Below are 16,793 nucleotides of genomic sequence, written 5' to 3'. Positions count from 1 at the left end.
ACGAGATTTGCCAGACGCAGCCGCAGGCCTTATCGCCAGCGCGGGTCTGCCAGTGCGTGCAGCTGGTATTTATCTTTTGATACACAATCCCACATTCAACAGAGAGCAACATCAGGTATCTTTACTGTTATGTTATAACATTATGGTGAAGTAATGCGTCAGAGTGGACTACTTATGTCACTGGGCGGGCGGCTGGGAGTAGCACTGCTATTTATCACGCTGCTTGCTGTGGCAATAAAATGGGGGATCAGCGCATGATCCTGTTTAACGCGCTTCGCGCGGGCTACCAGGGACAGGTTGTGACCCCGGCTATTACCGGCCAGCTCGCAGCCGGCTCGATGACCGCGCTGGTCGGCGCGAACGGTAGCGGCAAATCAACCCTGTTAAAAACCATTGCTGGCTTACTGCCACCGATAGCCGGGCGCTGCGAGCTGCAGGTTGCACGCCGGGATATCGGCTGGTTGCCGCAGCGCACCGAACTTGAGACCCGCTTTCCCCTGACGGTATTTGAACTGGTCTCTATTGGCTGCTGGCCACGCTGCGGCTGGTTCGGCGGCATTAACCGGATACTGCGTCGGGAGATCTGGCAGGCGCTGGAAGCGGTTCAGATGAGTGATTATGCGGATGCGCAGCCCGCGACGTTATCCGGCGGACAACTGCAGCGGGTATTGTTTGCGCGGCTGATGCTGCAGCGCAGCCAGCTCTGGCTTCTGGATGAGCCTTTTAACGGCATTGACAGCCAGACGGTGACGCTACTGATGTCGATCCTTGAGCAGCAACAGCAGGCTGGAACAACCCTGCTGGTGGTGCTGCACGATCGTCCGCTGGTGGCGCGCTACTTCAGTAACGTGATGTCGATGGATGAACGTGAGGTTAACTGCACCTGCCTGCCTGCTTCCTCTCTGGGGAGTCGTGCGCCGTGACTCTCATTCAACCCTTTATTGAGTTTGGTTTTATGCGACGCGCGCTGGTGGCCTGTCTGGCGCTGGCCGTCAGCGCCACGCCGCTCGGGGTATTCCTCTCCCTGCGACGTATGAGCCTGATTGGCGATGCCTTATCACACGCGGTGCTGCCCGGTGCCGCCATTGGCTATCTGATCTCCGGATTGTCACTGGTCGCGATGGGTGTTGGCGGCCTGATCGCCGGTTTAGCCGTGGCGCTACTCTCTGGCGCGGTCAGTCGCTACACGCCGCTGAAAGAGGATGCCAGTTTCGCCGGCTTCTATCTGGGTTCACTGGCGCTGGGCGTCACGCTGGTTTCATTACGCGGCTCAAGTGTGGATCTGCTGCACGTTCTGTTTGGCTCGCTGCTGGCGGTAGACAACGCAGCGCTGTTGCTGGTGGGCGGCATCGCTGCCTTTACGCTGATTCTGCTGGCGGTGATCTATCGTCCGCTGGTCATCGATGCGTTTGACGGCGACTTCCTGCGTGCGCAGGGAAAATGGAGCGCGCCGCTGGTGCATGGTCTGTTTTTAATGCTGGTGGTGCTGAATCTGGTGGCGGGTTTTCAGGTGCTGGGCACCCTGATGTCAGTGGGTTTAATGATGTTGCCCGCCGCCAGCGCCCGCTTCTGGAGTCGCCATCTCGCCGCGATGCTGGTTATCGCCATTTTCATGGCAATGATTTCGTCGCTGGCCGGGCTGATGCTCTCCTGGCACTTCTCATTGCCGGCGGGTCCCGCTGTGGTGCTGAGCGCCGCCATGCTGTTTTTTTTCTCCATTCTTACAGGGCCGTGCGGCGGAATTTTACGCCGCCATTAATCTTAAGGGGTATCTATGAAAAAATTACCGGTTAGCCTGGCGCTCGCTGCGCTGTTTGCCACGCCTCTGGCGATGGCCAAAACGGTGGATGTCGTGGCGAGCTTTACCGTGCTGGCTGACATCGTTAAGCAGGTCGGCGGCGATCATGTAAAGGTTAAAAGCCTGGTGGGGCCGAATGGCGATCCTCATACTTTTGAACCGACACCGCAGGACAGTCAGGCGCTGGCGAAGGCCGATCTGGTGTTTGTCAGCGGACTGGGACTGGAAGGGTGGATGGATCGGCTGGTCAGCGCCTCAGGGTATCGGGGTCAGCCCGTTGTCGCTTCAACCGGTGTCACCACCCGCAGCATGGAGGAGGAGGGTAAAACCGTTACCGATCCTCACGCCTGGAACAGCATGCAGAACGGCGTTATCTACGCGACCAACGTGATGAATGCGCTGGTCAAAGCCGATCCTGAAGATGCTCCGGCCATTCGTCAGCGTGGACAGAATTACATTCAGCAACTGCAGGCGCTGGATCGCTGGGCAAAAACCGCCTTTGACGCTGTGCCAGCCGATAAGCGTAAAGTGCTGACCAGTCACGATGCGTTTGGTTACTTTGGACAGCGATATGGCGTGACTTTCCTGGCGCCGGTAGGGTTCTCTACTGAGGCGGAAGCGAGTGCCAGCAACGTGGGTAATTTAATCACCCTGCTTAAGCAGCAGCACATCAATCGCTATTTCATTGAGAACCAGACCGACCCGCGTCTGGTAAAACAGATTGCCAGCGCCACCGGGGCAGAGCCGGGTGGTGAGCTCTATCCGGAAGCGTTATCCACGGCCTCTGGCCCGGCAGCCACCTATCAGGCGGCTTTTAAACACAACGTGAATGCGATGCTGAAGAGCATGCACTAAGCATAAAAAAGGCCGGGCAAGCCCGGCCAGTCATCACGACACAAACTAGCGTTTTTTCTTTCTTCCCTGTACTGCTTTAAACCGCGGGTTCGATTTACAGATCACGTAAATACGGCCTTTGCGGCGGACTACTTTACAATCCCGATGGCGATTTTTTGCTGAACGCAGCGAGCTTAATACCTGCATGATCCTCTCCTCTATTTCTTTCCAAGAAAGCGCCCGAAACGCTGGTTAAAGCGCGCGGTGCTGCCCTCTTTGGCAAAATCTTTCTGTTTACCGGTGTAGAACACATGTGAGGCAGACGACACATCCAGGGTGACGTAGGGCAGCGTTTCGCCTTCGAACTCCACGGTGCGATCGGTTTTGATGGTTGATCCGATTTTGAACCAGACATCAGCCGATGTGTCATGGAAAACCACGTGACGATAGTGAGGATGAATATTCGCTTTCATAATGCACACCTATGTAATGTTATACTATAACAATATTATGCGATGCACAGGCCAGGATTGCAACTGTCCGTGAGACAGGAAAAGCAAGGGGACAGGAAATGAGAAGGGCTGAATCGCAGGCATAAAAAAAGGCCGCTTGCGCGGCCTCAGATGATTTACAGCTTAGTGAGTCTGGTTATGCTCAACCGGATGACTGTTCGCTGATTCTTCTTTTTTCTTGCCAAAGCGGCGGCGTACCACCACAAAGAACACAGGAACGAAGAAGATCGCCAGTATGGTCGCGGTGACCATACCACCGATAACACCGGTACCTACGGCGTTTTGCGAACCGGAACCGGCACCAGTACTGATCGCCAGCGGCAGTACCCCGAGAATAAACGCCAGTGACGTCATCAGGATAGGACGCAGACGCATACGGCACGCTTCCAGCGCAGCTTCAATCAGCCCTTTACCCTCTTTATCCATCAAATCTTTAGCAAATTCGACGATAAGGATGGCGTTCTTGGTGGAGAGGCCGATGGTTGTCAGTAACCCCACTACGAAGTAGACGTCATTACTCAGGCCACGCAGGGTGGTAAAGATCAGTGCACCAATGACCCCGAGCGGGACAACCAGCATAACCGAGAATGGAATCGACCAGCTCTCGTACAGTGCGGCGAGACACAGGAAGACCACAATCAGCGAGATGGCATAGAGCGCAGGGGCCTGGTTACCTGACAAGCGTTCCTGATAGGACATACCGGTCCAGTCATAGCCGATACCGGCAGGCAGTTTCGCCGCCAGCTCTTCCATCAGGTCCATTGCCGCACCCGAGCTTTTGCCTGGCGCAGCCTGTCCCAGGATTTCCATCGCAGGCAGACCGTTGTAACGCTCAAGGCGCGGTGAGCCATATTGCCATTTCGCTGACGAGAAGGCAGAGAAGGGCACCATGGTTCCGCTGCTGTTGCGCACGTACCATTTACCAATGTCGTCCGGCAGCATGCGGGCGTCCGCTTTACCCATGACGTAAACTTTCTTCACGCGACCGCGGTCAATGAAGTCATTGACGTAGGAACCGCCCCAGGAAGCCGCCAGCGTGGTGTTGATATCACTCAGTGATACGCCCAGCGCCTGTGCTTTCTCCTGATCGATGGTCAGCTTGTACTGCGGGGTATCTTCCATCCCGTTAGGACGGACGCCAACCAGCGTATCAGGATGCTGCGCAATCATGCCGAACAGCTGATTACGCGCTTCCGTCAGCTTATCGTGGCCAAGGTTATTCTGGTCGATCAGCTCAAAGTCGAAGCCGGTCGCGTTACCCAGTTCAATAATGGCTGGCAGGTTGAAAGGAATGACCATTGCATCTTTGATCGCCCCCAGCGCCTGCATGGCACGGCCAGCAATCGCCGGTACTTTCATGTCGCTGCCGGTACGCTCATCCCACGGCTTGAGACTGACGAAGGCGATACCGGTATTCTGTCCACGACCGGCAAAGCCGAAGCCGTTAACGGTAAACACCGATTTAACCGTGTCTTTCTCCTGGGTCAGGAAGTAATCCGTCACCTGGTCCAGCACTTTCTGCGTACGCTCCTGGGTTGCACCAGCAGGCAGCTGCGCCTGAGCCAGCAGCAGACCCTGATCCTCTTCCGGTAAGAATGAAGAGGGCAGTCGCACAAACAGAAACGCCATACCGACCACGATCACCAGATAGATCACCATATAGCGACCCGTACTGCGAACCATGTGACCCACACCATCCACATAGTGGTTGGTGCTTTTGTCGAACATGCGGTTGAACCAGCCGAAGAAACCGGTGGTTTTACCGTGCTCGCCTTTTTTAATCGGTTTCAGCATGGTGGCACAGAGTGCCGGCGTCAGAATAAAGGCGACCAGCACCGACAGCGCCATTGCCGAAACGATAGTGATGGAGAACTGACGGTAGATAACACCGGTCGAACCACCAAAGAACGCCATCGGAATAAATACGGCAGCTAGCACCAGTGCGATACCGACCAGTGCGCCCTGGATCTGCTCCATAGAACGCTTAGTCGCTTCTTTTGGCGGTAATCCCTCTTCCGCCATTACGCGCTCAACGTTCTCGACCACCACGATGGCGTCATCTACCAGCAAGCCGATGGCCAGCACCATCCCGAACATCGTCAGGGTGTTTATCGAATAGCCAAAAGCGCTGATAACGGCAAACGTACCCAGCAATACCACAGGGACCGCGATGGTAGGAATGAGCGTGGCGCGGAAGTTCTGCAGAAACAGATACATGACCAGGAACACCAGCACGATCGCTTCGATCAGCGTTTTCACCACTTCGAAAATCGAGATTTTAACGAAAGGCGTGGTGTCATACGGATAGACCACTTTCAAACCGGCCGGGAACGTCGGCTGCAATTTGGCCAGTTCTTCTTTCACCGCATTGGCGGTATCCAGCGCATTCGCACCGGTGGCCAGCTTGATACCGATACCGGACGCAGGCTTGCCGTTATAACGGGCAACGATTTCGTAGTTTTCCGCGCCAAGTTCAATCCTTGCCACATCACGCAGACGAACCTGAGAACCATCTTCATTCACTTTCAGCAGGATTTTGCCGAATTCATCGGTAGAGGTGAGACGGGTTTGCGCAATGATCGAGGCGTTAAGCTGCTGTCCCGGAACCGGAGGCGTACCGCCCAACTGACCGGCAGCAACCTGGGTGTTCTGCGTATTCAGGGCGCTGATAACATCAACCGGCGTCAGGTTGTAGTTGTTCAGCTTGTGCGGATCCATCCAGATACGCATCGCGTACTGCGCACCAAATACCTGGGTATCACCCACGCCTTTGGTACGGCTGATCGGGTCTTTGATGGACGATGAAATAAAGTCAGAAATATCATTCTGCGTCATATTGTCATCGTCGCTGATGAAGCCCGCTACCATCAGGAAGCTACTGGAAGATTTCTTAACCTGAATCCCCTGTTGCTGTACTTCCTGCGGTAACAGCGGCGTCGCCAGCTGCAGTTTGTTCTGCACCTGAACCTGCGCGATATCGGCATCTGTTCCTGACTCAAAGGAGATCGTCAGGGTCAGCGTACCGGATGAGTCGCTGCTTGAGGACATATACATCAGTCCATCAATGCCGTTCATATTTTGTTCGATGACCTGGGTCACCGAGTCCTGCAGCGTTTTAGCATCTGCACCAGGGTAGGTGGCCTGAATCTCAATCGCCGGCGGTGCAACATTGGGATATTGCTCAATCGGAAGTTTGAGAATCGATAGCGCACCGACCAGCATAATGATGATGGCGAGCACCCACGCAAAGATGGGCCGATCGATAAAGAACTTAGCCATGAATCAACGGCTCCTGTTATGACGATGACTTGTCAGACTGCGGCTTTGAATCGGGTGCCGCTTTCGCATCGTCTGAGACTTCTTGTGGGGTAACCTGTGCGCCCGGCTTGGCTCGCTGCAGACCCGTGCTGATCACACGTTCACCCGCTTTAACACCGTCGGTGACTAACCACTTGTCGCCAATCGCCTGAGAGGTGGTGACCTGACGAGCTTCCACTTTGTTATCTGCACCCACCACCATGACCGTTGCCTGACCCGTTGGGGTGCGGGCTACCGCCTGTTGCGGAACCAGCAACGCATTAGGATTGGTACCTTCATCCAGACGAGCGCGAACAAACATACCCGGTAACAGCGCATGGTTCGGGTTCGGGACAATGGCGCGAAGGGTGATAGAACCCGTGGTTTCATCAACGGTAACGTCAGAGAACTCCAGCGTACCTGTCTGTGGATAGCTGTTGCCGTTCTGCATCAGCAGGGTCACGTTGGCTTTGCCATCGTTCTGCTTCAGCTGACCCGACTCCAGTTCTGAACGTAAGCGCATGAAATCTTCGCTCGACTGGGTGACGTCGACATACATCGGGTCAAGTTGCTGCACAGTGGCCAGAGCGGTGGTTTGTGCGTTTTGTACCAGCGCACCTTCCGTTACTGACGATTTGCCGATGCGGCCACTGATAGGCGAGGTGACTTTGGTATAAGCCAGGTTAATGCGGGCCGTTTCTACATTGGCTTTTGCTACCTGAACCGCAGCATCGTTTTGCGCGGCCGTGGCAACGGCGGTGTCGTAATCCTGCTGACTGATATATTTGGTGCCGAGTAAAGGCTTATAACGTTTGACGGTCAGCTGAGCGATGCGTGCATTGGCCTGCGCCTGAGTTAAATCACCTTTGGCGCTGTCATAGGCAGCCTGATAGGTAGCAGGATCGATCTGATAAAGAGACTGACCCGCTTTGACATCGCTGCCTTCAACAAAGTTACGCTTCAGAATGATACCGGAAACCTGCGGACGGACTTCGGCGACACGATATGCCGAGGTGCGGCCAGGTAATTCAGTCGAGATTTTCAGGGGTTCAGTTTTCAGTGTTACAACCCCCACTGCTGGCGGTTGCTGGGCGGCTTGTTCGGATTTATTGTTGTCACATCCTGTTAACAAAAAGCTGCCTGATAGCATCAGGACGGCCGCCAGAGGCGATAATCCTCTGATTTTATTCATAAATAAACCTCTAGTGTCCGATATCAATTGGTCAATGGATCACAAACTGAAAAACCCATTGCTGTGTCAAGTCGCAGGTCATGCTATGGTACATACATTCGCAAATGTATGTAAACTTACCTGTTTGTAAAAAAAGCCCCTTATGGCACGAAAAACCAAAGCGCAAGCACTTGAAACGCGACATCAAATTCTTGATGCCGCCATTGTTCTGTTTTCGCAGCAGGGCGTTTCAGCCACTTCTCTGGCGGATATTGCAACCGCTGCCAGCGTCACGCGAGGGGCCATCTACTGGCACTTCAAAAATAAAGCCGATGTATTACATGAAATATGGCTTCGTTGTGATGCTGGTCTGGACGATGTGGAACTTGAGTATCAGACAAAATACCCTGGCGATCCACTCTCTGTGTTGCGAGCGATGCTGGTCTATATCTTTGACGCGACAGCAAAGGATCCGCAGCGCCGCGCCTTGATGGAGATCATTTTCCACAAATGTGAATTTGTTGGCGAAATGTCGGCGCTGAAGAATATGCAGCAGAGCTTACTGCTGGAGTGCTACGACAAAATTGAAGATGTGCTGCGCCAGTGTATCGAAGCCGGACAACTTCCGGGCAGTCTCAGCACGCGTCAGGCCGCTCTTATCCTGCGCGGTTACGTCAACGGTATGATGGAAAGCTGGCTGTTTGCTCCGGACAGTTTTGATTTAGCCGGAGACGCGCCGACGCTGGTCAATGCCTTTATCGATATGCTGCGCCTCAGTCCGACGCTGACTGCCCACCACTAAGCCGATGGGCGATCACGCTTGTTTTCGAAATCGCGCTGCACCATGGCCAGCGCTGAAAGCACGGTTTCTACCGGCAGTTGATGCTCTTCCAGTAGTTGAATCAGATCAACTGCCAGTTTGACGTCGTCAGGGGCATTTTCCAGTGACATCTCTTCTCCTAAATACGTAGTCGGGCCGCGACCAGCAGCATCACTAATGCACCGAGAATCGCCATGCCCAGTGCGCCAATATGCAGCGTTGCCAGGGTACCCAGGTCAAAATAGGTGGCGATATAGCCGCCAATCAGAGCCCCGATCATCGACAGCGTCAGGGTAGCAACCAGGCCGCCCGGTGGTCCCGGCATCAGCAGGCGCTTCAGCAACCCCAGCAGTAAACCGCTTAACAGCCACACAAGTAAAGCCATGGTTCTTCTCCGCGCCGAATCACACCCAGTATAGGAGCGCTTTTGTCACGCTGCGCTTTATTCGCTGCCGCGCAACGAAGAGGCCCATTCAACCGAGCGAATCGCCTGCCGACAGCGTGCCAGTCGCTGCTCTAACGTTTCCAGATCCTGTTTCAGCTGATGCTGTACCGCCAGCGTTTCGGCCAGCGCCAGTCTCTGCTCACGCTGATCGATCATTGCCAGCAAACGCCGTTCAAATTCACGGTACTCCTGATATTTTGCGGCGCGTGGGTTCCTGACGGGCTGTTCGCGTCGGGTACGCAGCTGTTGCGTACTCGCCTCACGTTGCAGGGCGGCAATCTGATCGACCAGGCGTTCAGCCAGCCAGGCACTGCGGGCCAGATCGTGGCTGCTGTCGCAGAGCCGGGCAAAATTCTGTTCCACTTCCAGCAGGTAATCAGCCAGCCGCGTGCCTTTGGTGCGAAACAGCTGAGTATCAAAACGTGGCAGACGGCAAACCCCATCGGAATGGCAGGCGAGTTCCTGCCGCAGGGCGATAAGGAGCTGTTGCAGGCGCTGTTGTATGGCGATCGCACTCATCGCGTCACGCTCAATTGTGCTAACGTACGCTGATGAGGAAAGAGTTGGGCGGCATTCATGCAACGCATTCTGTTATTAACCCTCGGCTGGCTGGCGATTGTGCTGGGGACGCTGGGCATTGTATTACCTTTATTACCTACCACGCCATTCATGCTGCTGGCGGCCTGGTGTTTTGCCCGTTCATCGCCGCGTTTTCATCACTGGCTGCTGTGGAAATCGCCATTTGGCCGCTATCTGCGTCACTGGCAGCAGCATCGCGCGATGCCGCCAGGGGCTAAAGTACGCGCTATCTGCCTGATAGTCGCCACCTTTAGTCTCTCACTCTTCCTGGTGCATCAGCTCTGGGTACGCATTATGCTGCTGATCATGCTGGCGGCGCTGCTGCTGTTTATGTGGCGTATTCCGGTGGTGGCAGAAGCAGCGGACGCACCGCCGCCGCCGCGATAAAGTTGCATTTAGCCGGTCATTTGCTTAGATTTGGGCGTCTTCGTGCGTGGCTTCCCTTTGTGAATTGACTTCCGCTGAGCCTGTTATCAGGTATTAGCGCTTTTGAAGCTGCGCGAAACAGAATTTTTTACCAGGCGTATCATTATGACCGACACTGCGCAGCAGCTTGAATTCATTAAAAACAGCATTAAAAGCATTCCCGATTATCCTAAGCCAGGCATCCTGTTCCGCGATGTCACCAGCCTGCTGGAAGATCCCAAAGCCTATGCCGCGTCGATTGCGCTGCTGGTTGAGCGTTACCGTAATAAAGGCATCACTAAGGTGGTGGGGACGGAAGCGCGTGGTTTCCTGTTTGGTGCACCGGTGGCGTTAGGCCTCGGCGTCGGTTTTGTTCCTGTGCGTAAGCCCGGCAAACTGCCCCGTGAGGTCTACAGCGAATCCTATGAGCTGGAGTACGGCACCGATAAGCTGGAATTGCACAAAGATGCCATCCAGCCAGGCGATCTGGTGCTGGTGGTTGACGACCTGCTGGCGACCGGCGGGACGATTGAAGCGACCGTTAAACTGATTCGTCGTGCAGGCGGTGAAGTTAAAGACGCGGCTTTCATTATTAATCTGTTCGATCTGACCGGAGAAACGCGTCTTAATGCCATGGGCGTTGAGAGCTACAGCCTGGTTAAATTCCCCGGCCACTAAGCCACTCTTTCGGCCTTGCCATCCGGCGAGGCCGTCACGCCTTCGGCGTCAAGATAACGAGTGCCAGCCAAAAGCGTAGCTGATAGACTACTGCAATCTTATACAGGGGTTGCAGAGCGTCTGCGCTCATCTTTCCATCCAACTTCGTCGAACTCCACATGAGCTATCAGGTACTTGCGCGAAAATGGCGTCCCCAGGCTTTTGCTGATGTTGTCGGTCAGGAACATGTTCTGACGGCGCTGGCGAATGGATTGTCTCTGGGACGCATCCATCATGCTTATCTCTTCTCCGGCACCCGCGGAGTAGGGAAAACCACTATTGCGCGTCTGCTGGCCAAAGGCCTTAACTGCGAAACCGGTATCACTGCCACCCCCTGTGGTCAGTGTGATAACTGCCGTGAAATTGAGCAGGGCCGCTTTGTCGATCTGATTGAGATCGACGCCGCATCGCGTACCAAAGTTGAAGATACCCGCGATCTGCTCGACAACGTGCAGTACGCCCCGGCGCGTGGCCGCTTCAAAGTCTATCTGATCGATGAAGTGCATATGCTGTCGCGTCACAGCTTCAATGCGCTGTTAAAGACGCTGGAAGAGCCCCCTTCACACGTTAAATTCCTGCTGGCGACCACCGATCCGCAGAAACTGCCGGTGACCATTCTCTCGCGCTGCCTGCAGTTTCACCTCAAAGCGCTGGATGTGGATCAGATCCGTCAGCAGCTTGAGCACGTTCTGAAGCAGGAACAGATTGAGAGTGAAACCCGGGCGCTGCAGCTGCTGGCGCGGGCTGCCGATGGCAGTATGCGTGATGCGCTGAGCCTTACCGACCAGGCCATTGCCATGGGGCAGGGCGCGGTGACCAGCAGTACGGTCAGCGTCATGCTCGGCACGCTGGACGATGAACAGCCGCTGGGGCTGCTGGAAGCGCTGGTCGACGGTGACGGTCAGCAGGTGATGAGCCTGTTGAGCCAGGCCGCGTCACGGGGTGTGGAATGGGAAGCGCTGCTGGTAGAAATGCTGCGCCTGCTGCACCAGATTGCGATGGTGCAACTGCTGCCGACCTCGCTTAATGACGATGATGAGAGTAACGCACTTCGCTTGCGTGAACTGGCGCGGGTGGTGCCGCCCGCCGATCTGCAACTCTATTATCAGACCCTGTTGATGGGCCGCAAGGATCTGCCTATTGCGCCCGATCGTCGCATGGGTGTGGAGATGACGCTGCTGCGTGCACTGGCGTTTCATCCTAAAGCTGCCGTGGCTGAACCCATTGCGCGTCCCGCATTAACTCAGCAGACGGCGCCTGTCGCCCCTGCGCAGACATCACCGGCAGCATCCGGGCCATCGCCGTTAGCACGGCAACCGGCAGCACAGCCAGCCTCACCGTCACCTGCCGCTGCGCCGCCGTCGCACACCGCGTCGCCCGTCGCGCAGCAGACTCAACAGCAGATGCCGGAGCAGACGCAGCAGCAGGTTGCTGCTCAGCCGCAGATGGCCGCGCCCGCTGCTGCACCGCAGCATTCGCCGTCGCCAGATGTCACACCTGACACCGCACTCTCCAGTTCCACCAGTCAGCTCCTGCAGGCGCGCACTCAGTTGTTGCGTCAGGGAGCGAACAAGCCAAAAAAGCGTGAGCCGGCAGCGCCAGGTGCGCGGCCGGCCAACTCCGCGCTGGAGCGGCTGGCCTCGGTCACCGAGCGCAGTCAGCAGCGTATCCGCGATCGCGAGCCTGCCGCCCCGGTAAAAGAGGAAGCGTACCGCTGGAAAGCGGTTAATCAGCCGGTGGAAGTGGCGGAGCCGGTGGCGACGCCAAAGGCCTTGCGTTCTGCGCTGGAGCATGAGAAAACCCCTGAGCTGGCGGCGCGTCTGGCCGAAGAAGCGCAGCAGCGCGATCCCTGGGCCGCAGAGATTGCGATCCTGCCGCTGCCGAAACTGGTGCAGCAGCTGGCGTTAAATGCCTGGAAAGAGACCACCGAAACTGGGGTCTGCCTGCATTTGCGTAGCAGCCAGCGTCACCTTAATTCACCGTCGGCGCAGCAGGTATTAAGCGATGCGCTGAGTCAGCATGCCGGGCAGAGAGTTGAACTCTCGGTAGTTGAAGACGATAATTCATCGGTGTTGACGCCACTTGAATGGCGTCAGGCCATTTACGAAGAGAAACTGGCGCAGGCGCGTCAGTCGATCACCTGTGATACCCACATCCAGACGCTGCAGCGCTTTTTTGATGCCGATCTGGATGAGGAGAGTATCCGACCTGTTTGAACACGCTGCTGCTATCTTAACGATAGCGTTGTAGCCTCAGCTGAGAGAGAAAACTATGTTTGGTGGTAAAGGCGGATTGGGCAACCTGATGAAACAGGCCCAGCAGATGCAGGACAAAATGGCCAAGGTTCAGGAAGAGATTGCCGCGATTGAAGTGACCGGTGAGTCTGGTGCTGGCCTGGTAAAAGTCACCATTAACGGCGCGCACAACTGCCGTCGCGTGGAAGTCGATCCCAGCCTGCTGGAAGATGACAAAGATATGCTGGAAGATCTGATTGCAGCCGCGTTCAACGATGCGGCACGTCGCATTGATGAAACCCAGAAAGAGAAGATGGCTTCTGTCTCTTCAGGCATGCAGCTGCCACCAGGCTTTAAGATGCCGTTCTGATGCAAACCAGTCCACTGCTTGAATCTTTGATGGAGTCGCTGCGCTGTCTGCCCGGCGTTGGGCCGAAGTCGGCGCAGCGCATGGCGTTTCAGCTGCTGCAGCGCGATCGCAGCGGTGGCATGCGGCTGGCGCAGGCGCTGACCCGGGCGATGTCGGAGATCGGACACTGCGCCGATTGCCGGACATTCACCGAGCAGGAAATTTGCACCATCTGCGCCAATCCAAGGCGTCAGCAGAATGGTCAAATCTGCGTGGTGGAAAGCCCGGCGGATATTCACGCCATTGAGCAAACCGGCCAGTTTGGCGGTCGCTACTTTGTGCTGATGGGACATCTCTCGCCGCTCGACGGCATCGGTCCGGCTGATATTGGCCTGGATCGTCTGGAGCAGCGACTGGAGAGTGAAACCCTGCAGGAAGTGATCCTCGCCACCAACCCGACGGTTGAAGGCGAGGCGACCGCGAACTACATCGCGGAACTCTGTGGTCAGTATGGCGTCGACGCCAGCCGTATCGCGCACGGCGTGCCGGTGGGCGGTGAGCTGGAGATGGTTGATGGCACCACGCTGTCCCATTCACTGGCGGGCCGCCAGAAGTTTAAATTTTAATCACTTGCCGGTGTTGTGACAGACACCGGCTTGAAAATCTCCCTGTCACCCCCACATCAACCTCAACGTTTGTTCAACCTGTTTTGTTGAGGTAGCAATGACCATGAAAGGACAAGAGACCCGTGGCTTTCAGTCGGAAGTAAAACAACTTCTGCACCTGATGATCCATTCTCTCTATTCAAACAAAGAAATTTTCCTGCGTGAGCTGATCTCCAACGCCTCGGATGCGGCAGACAAACTGCGCTTCCGTGCCCTGTCAGATTCCAGCCTGTATGAAGGTGATGGCGAGCTGCATGTTCGTCTCTCTGTTGATAAGGACAACCGTACCATTACGCTCAGCGACAACGGTATTGGTATGCGTCGCGATGAGGTCATTGAGAACCTCGGGACTATCGCCAAGTCAGGCACCAAATCTTTCCTTGAATCCCTGGGCTCCGATCAGGCTAAAGATAGCCAGCTGATCGGTCAGTTCGGTGTCGGTTTCTATTCTGCATTCATCGTGGCGGATAAAGTCACTGTGCGTACCCGTGCCGCGGGCGCGTCAGCCGAAGAAGGCGTGTTCTGGGAATCCGCAGGCGAGGGCGAATATACCCTGGCTGAAATTGAGAAAGCCGATCGCGGTACCGAGATCACCCTGCATCTGCGCGAAGGTGAGGATGAGTTCCTGGATGCATGGCGCGTGCGCAACATCATCAGCAAATATTCCGATCACATCGCACTGCCGGTTGAGATCGAAAGCAAAGATGAAGAAGGCGAAGGGACACACTGGGAGAAGATTAACAAAGCCCAGGCGCTGTGGACCCGCAACAAATCTGAGATTAGCGACGAAGAGTACAACGAGTTCTACAAGCATATCGCCCACGATTACAGCGATCCGGTCGCCTGGAGCCACAATCGGGTGGAAGGTAAGCAGGAATATACCAGCCTGCTCTACATTCCGGCGCGTGCGCCATTCGATATGTGGAACCGCGATCAGAAACATGGCCTGAAACTCTACGTACAGCGCGTCTTTATCATGGATGACGCTGAGCAGTTTATGCCGAACTATCTGCGCTTTGTGCGTGGCCTGATTGACTCCAACGATCTGCCGCTGAACGTCTCCCGTGAGATCCTGCAGGATAGCCGCGTGACCCAGAGTCTGCGCGCCGCGCTGACGAAGCGTACCCTGCAGATGCTGGAAAAACTGGCAAAAGATGACAACGAGAAATATCAGACCTTCTGGAATGAGTTCGGTCTGGTGCTGAAAGAGGGCCCGGCGGAAGATCACGCTAACCAGGAGACGATCGCTAAGCTACTGCGTTTCGCCACCACCCAGAGCGAAGGTTCGGCACAGACCATTTCGCTGGAAGATTACGTCAGCCGCATGGTGGAAGGTCAGGAGAAGATTTACTACATCACCGCTGACAGCTATGCCGCCGCGAAGAGCAGCCCGCATCTGGAACTGTTCCGCAAAAAAGGCATTGAGGTGCTGCTGCTCTCCGATCGCATCGACGAATGGATGATGAGCTATCTCACTGAGTTCGATGGTAAAACCTTCCAGTCAGTCAGCAAAGCGGATGAATCGCTGAGCAAGCTGGCGGATGAAGAGACCGAAGAGCAGAAAGAGGCGGAAAAAGCGCTGGAGCCTTTTGTTGAGCGGGTGAAAACTCTGCTGGGCGAACGTGTGAAAGAGGTGCGTCTGACGCATCGCCTGACCGATACTCCGGCGATTGTCACCACCGACGCCAACGAGATGACCACGCAGATGGCGAAGCTGTTTGCCGCGGCCGGACAGGAAGTGCCGGAAGTGAAGTACCTGTTCGAAATCAACCCGGATCATCCGCTGGTTAAACGTGTTGCGGATACGCAGGATGAAGCACGCTTCGGTGAGTGGATTGAGCTGCTGATGGATCAGGCCTTGCTGGCCGAGCGCGGTACGCTGGACGATCCTAACCAGTTTATCCGCCGCATGAACCAGCTGCTGACCGCATAACGGCAACAGGCCGGTGGTTTTCACCGGCCTCAGACGGCTGATAAAGCCACAGCATCAAGCCGGTGACCCTCACCGGCTTTTTTTATGGTTTTGCGGCATCCTGCAGCCAGTCGCGAAACAGGCTGATCTCCGTATCGTGCCGACGGCTCTGCTTTGTCATCATCCATGTGGCCCGCTCGACGCGTACAAAGCCAAGCGGCGCAAGCAGCGTGCCATCCTCCAGCTCTTTGCGTACCAGCAAACGCGGTGCCATCAGGACGCCAAGACCACTTCGTGCGGCCTGAATCCCCAGTGTCAGACTCTCAAAATGCTTTCCGCCGTTAAAGCGGCCGCTGACCCCAGCTTTGTCCGCCCACTCTGACCAGGCGTGCAGCCGGGTATCCGCATGCAGCAGGGGCATCGCGGCCAGATCCTCGCCGACCCGCAGTTGCGAAGCAAAGTGAGGTGCGCAGAGCGGCCCAATCTCATCCTCGCTGACCAGCGTGGCGTCTATGTCAGATTCAGTTGGCTCGCCGTGACTGAGGATCAGCACATCCACATGTTCGCTGCGCAGTTGCGAGATCTGCGTCAGCGGCTGGAAGTGAACCTCAATCTCCGGATAGCGTTGATAAAAACTGGCGATACGGGGAATCAGCCATTGCGACAAAAAGCTGGGGGCGCAGGAGACCCGAATCTGCTGAAGCAGCCCGGTACGAATGCTTTCGCAGCTGCTGCGCAACTCACTGAACGCCTGCTGACAGCTCAGCAGCAGACGTTCACCGTGTGAGGTCAGTTTCACGCGGCCATGGCTGCGGACAAAAAGTGGTTTGCCCATCCAGCTCTCCAGCTGGCGAATCTGATGGCTGATGGCGCTGTGCGTAACATGCAGATGTTCAGCCGCCACGCTAAAACTGCTGTGTAAGGCTGCCTGGTGAAAATAGTGCAGCGCTCTCAGTGGCGGCAGTCCGTTCATCCTCTTCCCCTGTGCAAAAATCTAACAGGGATTGTCAATTTATATCATTTTAAAGTCCAGCCGCATTGACCTACTCTGTAGG

General features: G+C 55.7%; 18 protein-coding genes and 1 other annotated feature. Of the genes, 10 read left to right on the top strand and 8 right to left on the bottom strand.

Annotated elements, in window-relative coordinates; genetic code table 11:
• The first annotated feature begins 254 nt into the window (after nucleotides 1-254).
• Genes ACK13D_RS11580 through ACK13D_RS11570 form a run of 3 tightly spaced genes read left to right on the top strand, consistent with a single transcriptional unit; the run spans nucleotide 255 to nucleotide 2,653 of the window.
• Nucleotides 255-923 carry a metal ABC transporter ATP-binding protein gene (locus tag ACK13D_RS11580; protein WP_033766689.1) on the top strand — a complete coding sequence of 223 codons (669 nt, stop codon included), beginning with the start codon at nucleotides 255-257 and terminating at the stop codon, nucleotides 921-923.
• The gene (locus ACK13D_RS11575; RefSeq protein ID WP_010671217.1) at nucleotides 920-1,759 is read left to right on the top strand and encodes a metal ABC transporter permease; all 840 of its coding nucleotides are present in this window, start codon (nucleotides 920-922) and stop codon (nucleotides 1,757-1,759) included. The genes ACK13D_RS11580 and ACK13D_RS11575 overlap by 4 nt, the downstream gene beginning before the upstream one ends.
• 15 nt (nucleotides 1,760-1,774) lie before the next feature.
• The gene (locus ACK13D_RS11570; RefSeq protein WP_264367012.1) at nucleotides 1,775-2,653 is read left to right on the top strand and encodes a metal ABC transporter substrate-binding protein; all 879 of its coding nucleotides are present in this window, start codon (nucleotides 1,775-1,777) and stop codon (nucleotides 2,651-2,653) included.
• Nucleotides 2,654-2,698: 45 nt separating this feature from the next.
• Here ACK13D_RS11570 and ykgO read toward each other — a convergent pair whose 3' ends face one another.
• The 4 genes from ykgO to ACK13D_RS11550 form a co-directional block, all read right to left on the bottom strand.
• Nucleotides 2,699-2,839, bottom strand: coding sequence for a type B 50S ribosomal protein L36 (gene ykgO, locus ACK13D_RS11565; protein WP_010255896.1), 141 nt, complete (start codon nucleotides 2,837-2,839; stop codon nucleotides 2,699-2,701).
• An 11-nt stretch (nucleotides 2,840-2,850) separates the two neighbouring features.
• Nucleotides 2,851-3,105 (bottom strand): type B 50S ribosomal protein L31, encoded by a 255-nt coding sequence (locus tag ACK13D_RS11560; protein ID WP_010671219.1) that lies wholly within the window; start codon nucleotides 3,103-3,105, stop codon nucleotides 2,851-2,853.
• 162 nt (nucleotides 3,106-3,267) lie between these two features.
• Nucleotides 3,268-6,423 (bottom strand): multidrug efflux RND transporter permease subunit AcrB, encoded by a 3,156-nt coding sequence (locus tag ACK13D_RS11555; RefSeq protein WP_010255902.1) that lies wholly within the window; start codon nucleotides 6,421-6,423, stop codon nucleotides 3,268-3,270.
• Between the two features lie 16 nt (nucleotides 6,424-6,439).
• Entirely contained in the window at nucleotides 6,440-7,633 is a 1,194-nt protein-coding gene (locus ACK13D_RS11550; RefSeq protein ID WP_010255904.1) for an efflux RND transporter periplasmic adaptor subunit, read from the bottom strand.
• A gap of 142 nt (nucleotides 7,634-7,775) precedes the next feature.
• On the opposite strand from ACK13D_RS11550, the gene acrR reads away from it, so the two are divergent.
• The gene (acrR, locus tag ACK13D_RS11545) at nucleotides 7,776-8,414 is read left to right on the top strand and encodes a multidrug efflux transporter transcriptional repressor AcrR (protein WP_010255906.1); all 639 of its coding nucleotides are present in this window, start codon (nucleotides 7,776-7,778) and stop codon (nucleotides 8,412-8,414) included.
• On the opposite strand, the gene rsmS is transcribed toward acrR, so the two are convergent.
• The 3 genes from rsmS to priC are packed head-to-tail and all read right to left on the bottom strand — an operon-like array spanning nucleotide 8,411 to nucleotide 9,396.
• Nucleotides 8,411-8,563 carry a pleiotropic regulatory protein RsmS gene (rsmS, locus tag ACK13D_RS11540; RefSeq protein ID WP_010255907.1) on the bottom strand — a complete coding sequence of 51 codons (153 nt, stop codon included), beginning with the start codon at nucleotides 8,561-8,563 and terminating at the stop codon, nucleotides 8,411-8,413. The genes acrR and rsmS overlap by 4 nt on opposite strands.
• A gap of 8 nt (nucleotides 8,564-8,571) precedes the next feature.
• Nucleotides 8,572-8,817, bottom strand: a complete 246-nt coding sequence (locus ACK13D_RS11535) for a membrane protein (protein WP_010255909.1) — start codon at nucleotides 8,815-8,817, stop codon at nucleotides 8,572-8,574.
• 57 nt (nucleotides 8,818-8,874) lie between these two features.
• Nucleotides 8,875-9,396 (bottom strand): primosomal replication protein PriC, encoded by a 522-nt coding sequence (gene priC, locus ACK13D_RS11530; protein WP_010255912.1) that lies wholly within the window; start codon nucleotides 9,394-9,396, stop codon nucleotides 8,875-8,877.
• A gap of 57 nt (nucleotides 9,397-9,453) precedes the next feature.
• On the opposite strand from priC, the gene ACK13D_RS11525 reads away from it, so the two are divergent.
• The 6 genes from ACK13D_RS11525 (at nucleotide 9,454) to htpG (ending at nucleotide 15,759) form a co-directional block, all read left to right on the top strand.
• Nucleotides 9,454-9,843, top strand: coding sequence for a DUF454 family protein (locus tag ACK13D_RS11525; RefSeq protein WP_010255914.1), 390 nt, complete (start codon nucleotides 9,454-9,456; stop codon nucleotides 9,841-9,843).
• Between the two features lie 144 nt (nucleotides 9,844-9,987).
• Complete coding sequence (apt, locus tag ACK13D_RS11520; RefSeq protein ID WP_010671221.1) at nucleotides 9,988-10,539, top strand: adenine phosphoribosyltransferase; 552 nt, start codon at nucleotides 9,988-9,990, stop codon at nucleotides 10,537-10,539.
• Between the two features lie 158 nt (nucleotides 10,540-10,697).
• Entirely contained in the window at nucleotides 10,698-12,794 is a 2,097-nt protein-coding gene (gene dnaX, locus ACK13D_RS11515) for a DNA polymerase III subunit gamma/tau (protein ID WP_307617873.1), read from the top strand.
• Nucleotides 12,136-12,197 (top strand) — a sequence feature (DnaX frameshifting element). Its footprint overlaps the gene before it by 62 nt.
• Nucleotides 12,795-12,849: 55 nt before the next feature.
• The gene (locus ACK13D_RS11510; protein ID WP_003850423.1) at nucleotides 12,850-13,182 is read left to right on the top strand and encodes a YbaB/EbfC family nucleoid-associated protein; all 333 of its coding nucleotides are present in this window, start codon (nucleotides 12,850-12,852) and stop codon (nucleotides 13,180-13,182) included.
• The gene (gene recR / locus ACK13D_RS11505; RefSeq protein WP_003850420.1) at nucleotides 13,182-13,787 is read left to right on the top strand and encodes a recombination mediator RecR; all 606 of its coding nucleotides are present in this window, start codon (nucleotides 13,182-13,184) and stop codon (nucleotides 13,785-13,787) included. Before ACK13D_RS11510 ends, recR begins: the two co-directional genes overlap by 1 nt.
• 97 nt (nucleotides 13,788-13,884) lie before the next feature.
• Nucleotides 13,885-15,759, top strand: coding sequence for a molecular chaperone HtpG (gene htpG, locus ACK13D_RS11500; protein WP_418796408.1), 1,875 nt, complete (start codon nucleotides 13,885-13,887; stop codon nucleotides 15,757-15,759).
• 82 nt (nucleotides 15,760-15,841) lie between these two features.
• Here htpG and ACK13D_RS11495 read toward each other — a convergent pair whose 3' ends face one another.
• The gene (locus tag ACK13D_RS11495) at nucleotides 15,842-16,711 is read right to left on the bottom strand and encodes a LysR substrate-binding domain-containing protein (RefSeq protein WP_418796406.1); all 870 of its coding nucleotides are present in this window, start codon (nucleotides 16,709-16,711) and stop codon (nucleotides 15,842-15,844) included.
• Nucleotides 16,712-16,793: the final 82 nt, after the last annotated feature.

Origin of the sequence: Pantoea sp. K16, from assembly GCF_048452805.1 — a bacterium.
Classification (GTDB): Bacteria; Pseudomonadota; Gammaproteobacteria; order Enterobacterales; family Enterobacteriaceae; genus Pantoea; species Pantoea agglomerans.
This window is presented reverse-complemented; position numbering and strand designations above follow the sequence as displayed.